The organism is Neisseria sp. P0021.S006 (assembly GCF_051956895.1).
On the sequence record NZ_JBQCWZ010001249.1, the window covers coordinates 1 to 448 of the forward strand.

The 448-nt window shown below is 44.4% G+C and carries 1 protein-coding gene; it reads right to left on the bottom strand.

All coding sequences use genetic code 11. The features are described 5' to 3' along the window. Positions 1-72: 72 nt before the first annotated feature. Positions 73-448 (bottom strand): 1-acyl-sn-glycerol-3-phosphate acyltransferase (locus ACTHUM_RS19715; protein WP_440403971.1); only part of this gene is annotated, 376 nt, incomplete at its 5' end.

Consider the following 448-nt stretch of genomic DNA (forward strand, 5'->3'; position numbering starts at 1 on the left):
ATTCAATTAAACCGAAAACAGCTATTCCTCTAAATGAAGGCTATCTGAAATAAAACAAGTGCCTGACTGAAATTATTTTTTAGGTAAGGGCTGAACGGGAGAATCCGAAGCCACAATTTCACCGATGGCTGTTTCCGCAATATCCTTCAAAGCATAGCGGTCTTTATCAGGCATATCTGTCGATTTGTACTGAGGCGAGAAATCCAAGCGGATACAGATTTTCTTCATAGAAACAATGCGCCATAAAGATTGAAGCAGGTTTACCTCCGCATAGGATGGCAGATCCGTCCGTTGTCCTTCGTCATCATAATATCGCAAAGTTACCGCCTGAATCGGCGCTTTCGCATCAATAGCCGATTGGAACAGGGCAGCTTTAAACGGCAAAATACCCAAGCCGGAAGAAGTACGCGCCTCAGGGAAGAAGCTGACATTCTGCCCTGCTTTCAAT